Origin of the sequence: Stenotrophomonas sp. TWI700, from assembly GCF_039673645.1 — a bacterium.
GTDB lineage: Bacteria > Pseudomonadota > Gammaproteobacteria > Xanthomonadales > Xanthomonadaceae > Stenotrophomonas > Stenotrophomonas maltophilia_AA.
This window is the reverse complement of sequence record NZ_JBDJMB010000033.1, coordinates 22226-31924: the sequence shown is the minus strand read 5'-3', so window position 1 is coordinate 31924 and position 9699 is coordinate 22226. Positions and strand designations below refer to the sequence as shown.

The following is a 9699-nucleotide window of genomic DNA, read 5'->3' as shown; positions in this document are numbered from 1 at the left end:
CCGGTTATTCCGGTGCCCCTCCCCCGCCCCCCCACTACCCCTGGCGTGGCGCCGGCCCGTGGCCGGCACTACCCGGCGGCAGCGGGCGACGTCACCGACCGCCCACAAAAAACCCCGCCGAGGCGGGGTTTTTCGTTACGCCACCAACAGGGCTCAGTTGGCCTTGTGGATCGCGCGCTTGCTCACGGCCATCGCGGCGTCATGCACCACTTCGGACAGCGACGGGTGGGCGTGGCAGATGCGCGCCAGGTCGTCCGCCGAACCGCTGAACTCCATGGTCAGCACACCTTCGTGCACCAGCTCGGAGACGTTCGCGCCGACCAGGTGCATGCCCAGGATGCGGTCGGTCTCGGCATGCGCCAGGACCTTCACGAAGCCGGTCGGCTCGATCATCGCCACGGCACGGCCGTTGGCGGCGAACGGGAAGCTGCCCGCCTTGTACGGGATGCCTTCGTCCTTGAGCTGCTGCTCGGTCTTGCCGACCCAGGCCAGCTCCGGCTCGGTGTAGATCACCCACGGGATGGTGTCGAAGTTGACGTGGCCCGGCAGGCCCGCGATCAGCTCGGCCACGGCGATGCCTTCTTCGAAGCCCTTGTGTGCCAGCATCGGGCCGCGCACGCAGTCACCGACCGCCCAGACGCCATTGACGCCGGTGTGGCAGTGCGCGTCCACTTCGATCTGGCCACGCTCGTTGATCTTGACGCCGGTGCCTTCGGCCAGCAGGCCCTTGGTGGCGGCGCGACGGCCGACGGCCACCAGCAGCTTGTCCACGATCAGGTTCTTCTCGCCTTCACCATCGGTGTAGGTCAGGGCGACTTCCTTCTTCTTGCCCTTGCCGGTCACGTCGGCCTTGGAAACCTTGGCGCCCAGGCGGATGTCCAGGCCCTGCTTCTTGAATTCCTTCAAGGCGGTCTTGGCCACTTCGGCATCCGCCGCGGCCAGGAAGTCCGGCAGCGCTTCGAGGATGGTCACTTCCGAACCGAGGCGCTTCCAGACGCTGCCCAGTTCCAGGCCGATCACGCCGGCACCGATCACGGCCAGGCGGGCCGGCACTTCGGTGAAGTCCAGGCCGCCGACGTTGTCGACGATGGTCTCGCCGTCGAACTTGGCGAACGGCAGTTCGATCGAATCCGAACCGGCGGCGATGATGACGTTGGTGCCCTTCAGCTCGACTTCCGAGCCGTCGTGCTGCTTCACCTTGACGATGTTGCCCGGCTGCAGTTCACCGAAACCGTAGTACGCGGTGACCTTGTTCGCCTTGAACAGCATGGCGATGCCGCCGGTGAACTGCTTGACGATCTTGTCCTTGCGGCCAACCATCGCCTCGACGTCCATCTTGGCGTCCTTGAAGCTGATGCCGTGGTCGCCAAAGATGTGGCCCATGTTCCAGAACTGGCGCGAGGAATCCAGCAGCGCCTTGGACGGGATGCAGCCCACGCGCAGGCAGGTGCCGCCCAGGGCCGGCTTGCCGTCCTTGCCCAGCGCAGCGTCGATGCAGGCGGTCTTCAGACCCAGCTGCGCGGCGCGGATGGCGGCATGGTAGCCGGCCGGACCGGCACCGATGACGACGACGTCGAATTGTTCAGCCATTGATAGTTCCTTGTTTCTTTACCAGAACCCCTCCGCGCAGGCGCGGAGGGGTGGGAGGTCTTACAGGCCGAACAGCATGCGGCCCGGGTTTTCCAGCTGGTTCTTGATGTCCACCAGGAACTGGACCGAATCCTTGCCGTCGATGATGCGGTGATCGTAGGACAGCGCCAGATACATCATCGGCGCGATCACGACCTGGCCGTTCTGGGCGATCGGACGTTCCTTGATGGCGTGCATGCCCAGGATGGCGCTCTGCGGCGGGTTGATGATCGGGGTCGACAGCAGCGAGCCGAAGGTGCCGCCGTTGGTCACGGTGAAGGTGCCGCCCTGCAGTTCTTCCAGGCTCAGCTTGCCGTCACGGGCCTTCTTGGCGTAGTCGGCGATGGTCTTTTCGATGTCGGCGAACGACATGCGCTCGACGTTGCGCAGCACCGGGGTCACCAGACCCTTCTCGGTCGACACGGCGATCGAGATGTCCGAGTAGCCGTGATAGATGATGTCGTCACCATCGATCGAGGCATTGACCAGCGGGAAGCGCTGCAGCGCGTTGGCGGCGGCCTTCACGAAGAAGCTCATGAAGCCCAGCTTGATGCCGTGGGCCTTGACGAACTCGTCCTGCAGATCCTTGCGCGCGGCCGAGACCTTGGACAGGTCGACCTCGTTGAAGGTGGTCAGCATCGCGGTGCCGTTCTTGGACTGCATCAGGCGCTCGGCGATGCGCTTGCGGATGCGGGTCATCGGCACGCGTTCTTCCGGACGTGCGCCACCGGACTTGCCGGCGCCACCGTTGCGGGCGAAGTTGACGATGTCTTCCTTGGTCACCGCGCCGCGACGGCCGGTGCCGTCCACGTCGGCGGGGTTCACGCCTTCGGTGATGGCGGTGAAGCGCGCGCCCGGGGGCAGGGCGTCGGCGCCGGACTTCGCAGCCGGGGCCGGCGCTGCAGCAGCTGCCGGAGCGGCGGCCTTGGCCGGGGCGGCCTCGGCCTTCTTCTCTTCAGCAGCCGGCGCCGGAGCATCGGCCACGGCGCCTTCTTCGATGATGGCCACGATCTGGCTGGAGGTCACGGTGGCGCCCACCTCGAACTTGATCTCCTTCAGCACGCCATCGACCGGCGACGGCACTTCCAGGACGACCTTGTCGGTTTCCAGATCAAGCAGGTTTTCATCGCGCTTGACGGCATCGCCGACCTTCTTGTGCCAGGTGGCGATGGTGCCGTCGGCGACGGATTCGGGCAGTACCGGGGCTTTGACTTCGGTGGCCATGCGGGAGCTTCCTGGTTTGTCTTTTCTAGAATGAGGGGGAGAGTTATTCAGCGACCGAGTCGTTGAACGGGTTGACCAGGGCATCGGCGATCAGCTTCTGCTGTTCGATGATGTGGTCAGCCATGTGTCCAGCGGCCGGCGATGCCGAACGGGCGCGACCTGCGTAATGGATGCTCTGGCCATCGGCCAGGCAGGCCTGCAGGTGGTGGCGGATCTGGTACCAGGCACCCTGGTTCTGCGGTTCTTCCTGACACCACACCACATCGGCCGCCTTGCCGTACTTCTTCAGCTCGGCCGCCAGCGCCACGCGCGGGAACGGATACAGCTGTTCCACGCGGATGATGGCGACATCGTCCTGGCCACGCTTGGTCTGGTCTTCCAGCAGGTCGTAGTAGACCTTGCCCGAACACAGCACCACGCGCTTGACCTTCTTGGCGTCTGCCTTGGCATCGCCGATCAGGTGCTGGAACTCGCCGTTGGCCAGTTCGTCCAAGGTCGACACGGCCAGCTTGTGGCGCAGCAGCGACTTGGGCGACATCACGATCAGCGGCTTGCGGGTGGTCATGCGCATCTGGCGACGCAGCATGTGGTAGGCCTGCGCCGGGGTCGACGGCACGCACACCAGCATGTTCTCCAGCGCACACAGCTGCAGGAAACGCTCCAGACGCGCGGAGCTGTGCTCCGGGCCCTGGCCTTCGTAACCATGCGGCAGCAGCAGGGTCAGGCCGGTGATGCGGCCCCACTTGGCTTCGCCGGCAGCGATGAACTGATCGATCACGACCTGGGCGCCGTTGGCGAAATCGCCGAACTGGCCTTCCCAGATGCACAGGGTGTTCGGATCGGTGGTGGAGAAGCCGTACTCATAGGCCATCACTGCTTCTTCGCTGAGCAGCGAATCGATGATGGTGGCCTGTTCCGGCGACTCGACCAGCTGACGCAGCGGCAGGTAGTAGTTGTCGGTCTTCTGGTCGTGCAGGATCGCGTGGCGGTGCGTGAACGTACCGCGGCCGACGTCCTGGCCGACCAGGCGCAGGTTGTTGCCTTCGTCGAGGATCGTGGCGTAGGCCAGGTTCTCGGCAAAGCCCCAGTCGCCCGGGATCTCGCCGGCGGCCATCTTGCGGCGGTCGTCGTAGACCTTGGCCACGCGCGAATGCAGTTCCACGCCTTCCGGCACGGTGTTGATCATCTGCGCCAGCTGCTTGACCTTCTCCATGCCCACCGCAGTGGTGATGGCATCGGAGAGCTTGCCGTTGAGCAGCTTGGGCCAGTCGACGTACATCTTGCTGGTGGCCGGGGTCTTCTCGACCTGGGCCAGCTCGGTGGTGACTTCACCGGCATCGAGCTTGTTGCGGTACGCATCGACCAGCGCCTTGCCACCACCGGCTTCGATCACGCCGGCAGCTTCCAGCGACGCGGCGTACAGCTCGCGGGTGGTCTGGTGCTTGCGGATCACCTGGTACATCAGCGGCTGGGTGATCGCCGGTTCGTCGGCCTCGTTGTGGCCCCAGCGGCGGTAGCACATCAGATCGATGACCACGTCCTTGCTGAACTTCTGGCGGAACTCGAAGGCCAGCTTGGCGGCGAACACGACCGCTTCGGGATCATCGCCGTTCACGTGCAGCACGGGCGCGGCGATCATCTTGGCCACGTCGGTGCAGTACAGCGTGGAACGCGAGTCTTCCGGGTTGGAGGTGGTGAACCCGACCTGGTTGTTGACCACGATGTGCACCGTGCCGCCGACGGCGAAGCCGCGGGCCTGGGACATCTGGAACAGCTCCATCACCACGCCCTGACCGGCGAAGGCCGCGTCGCCGTGGATCAGGATCGGCATCACCTGCTTGCGGGCGGTGTCGCCACGGCGTTCCTGGCGCGAACGGACGCTGCCGGCCACGACCGGGTCGGCGATTTCCAGGTGCGACGGGTTGAACGCCAGGGCCAGGTGGACGGCACCACCGGCGGTGGCGACGTCGGCCGAGAAGCCCATGTGGTACTTCACGTCGCCGGCGGAGGCGTGGTCGTCGTGCTCGAACTTGCCTTCGAACTCGTCGAACAGCTTGCGCGGGCTCTTGCCGAGGGTGTTGACCAGCACGTTCAGGCGGCCGCGGTGGGCCATGCCGATCACCACGTCCTTGACGCCATCCTTGCCGGCGTCACGGATGATGGTGTCCATCATCGGGATCAGCGAATCGCCGCCTTCCAGCGAGAAGCGCTTCTGGCCGACGTACTTGGTGTGCAGGTAGCGTTCCAGACCCTCGGCAGCCGTCAGGCGCTCCAGAGTGCGGCGCTGGGTCTCTGCGTCCAGGTTGTAGTTGCCACCGGCCATTTCCAGGCGCTGGTACAGCCACTGGCGCTGCTCGACCTCGGAGATGTGCATGAATTCCGCACCGATCGAGCCGGTGTAGGTCTTCTTCAGGCGCTCCAGCAGGTCGCGCAGTTTCATGCGCGGCTGGCCGGCGACACCGCCGGTGCTGAACTCACTGCCCAGGTCGCTTTCCGACAGGCTGTGGAACGGCAGGCCCAGATCCGGCGGATTGGTCGGCGCGGTCAGGCTCAGCGGGTCCAGGCGGGCACCGAGGTGGCCACGCGAACGGTAGGCGGTGATCAGGCGGCCGACATTGCGCTCGCGCTCGTCGCCGGCACCGGCGGCGGTGCCGCTGTTGACGGCCTTCTTGGCGGCGTCGGCAATGTGGGCGATGACGGCCGAGTGCGGAATATCACCGGCTTCGCGGCCCTGGAAGCCGTCGAAGTAGGTCTTCCATTTGGGATCGACACTGTCCGGAGAAACGAGGTACTGCTCGTACAGATCCTCGATATAGGAGGCGTTGCCGCCGGCGAGCTGCGAAGATTGCGCAAACTGCTTCAGTTGATTGTCCACGATGGAGAGTCGGATTCGCTTGTGGGGTAAGGCTTCGATGATCCGGCAGGGAAAAGTGAATAGCCCTGCGCGGGCGGTATCTAACACCCCAAATTGTACCCCCATCGAGACAGGAAGGGGCACCGTACGGTCCAGTGCGGGGACCGCGGTGTCATTCCCAGACAGGTTCGGGAGCGTGGGGTGAGCTACAGGCCCAGCGCGCGAAGTTCGCTGCAATCACGCGAACGTTCCCATACGCGCTGCAAACCCTCCCGCAACGGTCGCGAACGTGCCGGTTGGGCCAACCCGGCCTCGCCATCGAAGGGATGGCCGCTCAGACGAAAGTAGTAGTCGCCGGCATCGTTGAGCAGGCAGGCCGATGCGGTGGTGCGGTCGATCGGGTCACTGACCTCGCGCACGCGGAAGACGCTCGGCAGGCGCTGGAGCAGGCCCAGCACGGGCGAGCCGGCCTGGCGGATGGCGGCGCTGTCGTGGACGATCAGCCACGCCTGCTTGTCATGGCGGGCGGTGGCGTAGCGGCGCAGGGCCTCGAGCACCGGCGGCGCATCGAGCAGGCCGGGGTCGAGCTGGCGGCTGTGGATCCAGAGCTGGCGACGGGCGCGGTGGACCAGCGCGGTGGTGATCGCCACCGCCTCGTCGGCCCGTGCGATCGCGACCGGCCCGGACAGGGCCAGCCGCATATGCTGGTGGGCGATGCCGGCCTCTTCGAACACCTCACCGTCGGGCAGGAAACCCTGCCGGGTGTAGAACACACGGGCCGGCAGCTGCGCGTGCAGCGCGACCTCCCGCCAGCCCCGGGCCCGGGCCTGGTCGACCAGGGCCAGCAGCAGGGCTTCACCGACGCCCTTGCCGCGCCAGGCCGCCAGCACCGCCATGCGCCCGATCCGGCCGTCCGGGGTGAGCCGGCCGGCACCGATCGGGGAACCGGCGGCGTCGCGCGCCAGGGCGTGCACGCTCAGCGGGTCGAGCGCGTCGATCTCCAGCTCGGCGGGGACCTGCTGCTCGTCGACGAACACGGCGGACCGCACCCGGTGCAGCGCTTCGTGCTGCGCCGGGTAGTCGACCACGTCAACCTGAAAGCCGGAGACGGTCATGGCGGGCAGGGCGCTCAGCCGCGCGGGGGCGCGTCCTTGCCGTCGGGCTCGTCGCTGTCGTCGAAATCGACGACGACTTCGATGCCGTCGTCATGGATGGTGACTTCGTGCACGTCGGCCTCGACGGCCTCGTCATCGACGACGTCGACCGCGTCGGTGCCATCGACGATGTCGTACTCGGCGACGTAGTCGTCCTCGTCCTCGAACCCGGCGTCATCCACCAGCTGGTAGAAGCCGCCGGCGACCAGCGCCTGCACGGCGTCACGGCCCTTGGCCGAGAGCTTCTGGTAGAGCGCCGCGCCGACCTGCTCGGCCCCGGCCAGCACCTGGGCGTCCTTGACCGGCAGGGCGAAGTCCAGGCCGCTGCAGTACAGGCTGGCGCCCCGCTTGGCACGGCGCCAGGCCAGGCGCGCCCAGGGGTGGCGCTGCAGTTCCACGCCGGCGCCGAGGGCGGCTTCGATCTCTTCGCGCGGCAGCGGTTCGCCATGCGCCATCACTTCCCCGGCGGCGCGGTAGGTGGTGATGAAGCGGCCGAACCAGTCACCGAGCTTGTCCGGGTCGTTCATGCGGATCGCATTGAGCGCCTCGACCACGCGGTTCATCGAGACCACGTCGATTTCGTTCGGATCTTCCGGGACCTTCAGGTCCGGATCCTGATAGCGGATGGACTCGTCGGCGCCTTCGATCAGGGTATCGAGGTAGTCGCTGATCAGTTCGGCCGAGGCCGGGGCGCGCATGCCGAAGGAGAAGGTCAGGCAGGGGTCTTCGGCGACGCCGTTGTGCGGCACGTTCGGCGGCAGGTACAGCATGTCGCCCGGGGCCAGCACCCAGTCGTGGGTCGGCTTGAAGCGGCGCAGCAGCTTGAGTTCGACGTCGTCGCGGAAGTCCAGCGGCGGGCGCTTGCCCTTGATGGATTCGCTGGCGTCGATCTGCCAGCGGCGGTGGCCGTAAGCCTGCAGGAGGAAGACGTCGTACTGGTCGACGTGGGCGCCGACCGAACCGCCGGTGGCGGCGAAGCTGATCATCACGTCATCCATGCGCCAGCGCGGCAGGAAGTCGAAATGGCTGATCAGGGCGCGCACGTCGGCGTCCCACTTGTCCACGTCCTGGACCAGCAGGGTCCAGTCGTGGTCGGGCATGCCCGGGAACTCTTCTTCCTGGAACGGGCCGGTACGCACGCTCCAGCCATCGGTGGCGCGATCGTGCGTGATCAGGCGCGACAGCGCGCCTTCCTCGCAGGCCAGGCCGGCGAGGTCTTCGGGCTGGACCGGCGTTTCGAAATCGGGGAAAGCGCCGCGGATGAGCAGCGGGCGCTTCTGCCAGTAGTCGCGCAGGAAGGTGGCGGCGGGCATGCCCAGCGGCAGGCCGGGGCGGGCCTGGACTTCGATGGCGGGAGTTTTGATCTTGCGTGCGGCCATGGGGGAGGTCCTTGCAGCGTGTAGACGGAAATTCGGGGGCGCGGCGGTGCCGCGCCCGGGCCCTCAGATCGCCCTGGCCAGATCCGCAGCCAGGCCGATGTAGCCGCCCGGGGTCAGGGCGCGGAGGCTCTGCTTGGCGTCGGCCGGCAGGTCCAGGGATTCGACGAAGGCCTGCATCGATTCGGTGGTGATGCCCTGGCCGCGGGTGAGGGCCTTGAGCTGTTCATAGGGATTGGGCAGGCCGTGGCGGCGCATGACGGTCTGCACGGCTTCGGCCAGCACTTCCCAGGAGGCGTCGAGGTCGGCATCCAGGCGCTCCGGGTTCACGGTCAGCTTGCCCAGGCCCTTGGCCAGCGAATCCAGGGCGACCTGGGTGTGGCCGAAGGCGGTGCCGACCGCGCGCAGCACGGTGGAGTCGGTCAGGTCGCGCTGCCAGCGGCTGATCGGCAGCTTGGCGCTGAAGTGCTCGAACAGGGCGTTGGCGATGCCGAAGTTGCCTTCGGCGTTTTCGAAGTCGATCGGGTTGACCTTGTGCGGCATGGTCGAGGAGCCGACTTCGCCTTCCTTGAGTTTCTGCCTGAAGTAGCCCAGCGAGATGTAGCCCCAGACGTCGCGGGCCAGGTCGATCAGGATGATGTTGGCGCGACGGGCGGCATCGCCGATTTCGGCGACGTTGTCATGCGGTTCGATCTGGGTGGTGTACGGGTTGAACACCAGGCCGAGGCTTTCCACGAAGCGCTGGGCGAAGGCCGGCCAGTCCACGTCCGGGTAGGCGATCACGTGGGCGTTGTAGTTGCCCACCGCGCCATTGATCTTACCGGTCAGCTCGACCGCGGCGATCTGGCGGCGCTGGCGCTCCAGGCGGGCGACGACGTTGGCGACTTCCTTGCCCAGGGTGGTCGGCGAGGCGGTCTGGCCGTGGGTGCGCGACAGCATCGGCTGGGCAGCCTGGGCGTGGGCGAGGGTACGCAGCACGCCGGCGATGTTGTCCAGTGACGGCAGCAGCACCTCGCGGCGGGCCTGCTCGAGCATGAGACCGTAGCTGAGGTTGTTGATGTCTTCGCTGGTGCAGGCGAAATGCACGAACTCCAGCGCCGGGCCCAGCTCCGCATCGGCGGTGAGCTGTTCCTTGATGAAGTACTCCACGGCCTTGACGTCGTGGTTGGTGGTGCGCTCGATCTCCTTCACCCGCGCGGCGTGGGCCGGGGCAAAGTCATCGGCCAGGGCGCGCAGGCGCGCGGTGGCGGCGGCCGAGAACGGCGCCAGTTCGACGATGCCCGGCTCGTTGGCCAGTGCCAGCAGCCATTCCACTTCCACCTTCACGCGGGCCTTGATCAGGCCGTATTCGGAGAAGATCGGGCGCAGGGCGTCGACCTTGCCGGCGTAGCGGCCATCGAGCGGGGACAGGGCGAGCAGGGCGAATTCGGACATGGCAGGGCGCAGGTCGTTGGCAGCGGGG

At 66.7% G+C, this 9699-nt stretch carries 6 protein-coding genes; all 6 read right to left on the bottom strand.

What is annotated here, in order from left to right; all coding sequences use genetic code 11:
- Positions 1–153: 153 nt before the first annotated feature.
- The 6 genes from lpdA to purB all read right to left on the bottom strand — a co-directional run bounded on the left by lpdA (position 154) and on the right by purB (position 9671).
- Positions 154–1590, bottom strand: coding sequence for a dihydrolipoyl dehydrogenase (gene lpdA, locus ABE473_RS16905; protein WP_346490294.1), 1437 nt, complete (start codon positions 1588–1590; stop codon positions 154–156).
- A gap of 60 nt (positions 1591–1650) precedes the next feature.
- On the bottom strand, positions 1651–2853 hold the full coding sequence (gene sucB / locus ABE473_RS16900; RefSeq protein WP_179458536.1) for a dihydrolipoyllysine-residue succinyltransferase: 1203 nt from the start codon (positions 2851–2853) through the stop codon (positions 1651–1653).
- Positions 2854–2896: 43 nt separating this feature from the next.
- Positions 2897–5728, bottom strand: a complete 2832-nt coding sequence (locus ABE473_RS16895) for a 2-oxoglutarate dehydrogenase E1 component (RefSeq protein WP_176989490.1) — start codon at positions 5726–5728, stop codon at positions 2897–2899.
- Between the two features lie 185 nt (positions 5729–5913).
- Entirely contained in the window at positions 5914–6822 is a 909-nt protein-coding gene (locus ABE473_RS16890; protein WP_346490293.1) for a GNAT family N-acetyltransferase, read from the bottom strand.
- Positions 6823–6836: 14 nt separating this feature from the next.
- A complete protein-coding gene (locus ABE473_RS16885) occupies positions 6837–8240 on the bottom strand; it encodes a cupin domain-containing protein (RefSeq protein ID WP_346490292.1) in 1404 nt (467 codons plus the stop codon).
- A gap of 63 nt (positions 8241–8303) precedes the next feature.
- The gene (purB, locus tag ABE473_RS16880) at positions 8304–9671 is read right to left on the bottom strand and encodes an adenylosuccinate lyase (RefSeq protein ID WP_346490295.1); all 1368 of its coding nucleotides are present in this window, start codon (positions 9669–9671) and stop codon (positions 8304–8306) included.
- Positions 9672–9699 lie beyond the last annotated feature (28 nt).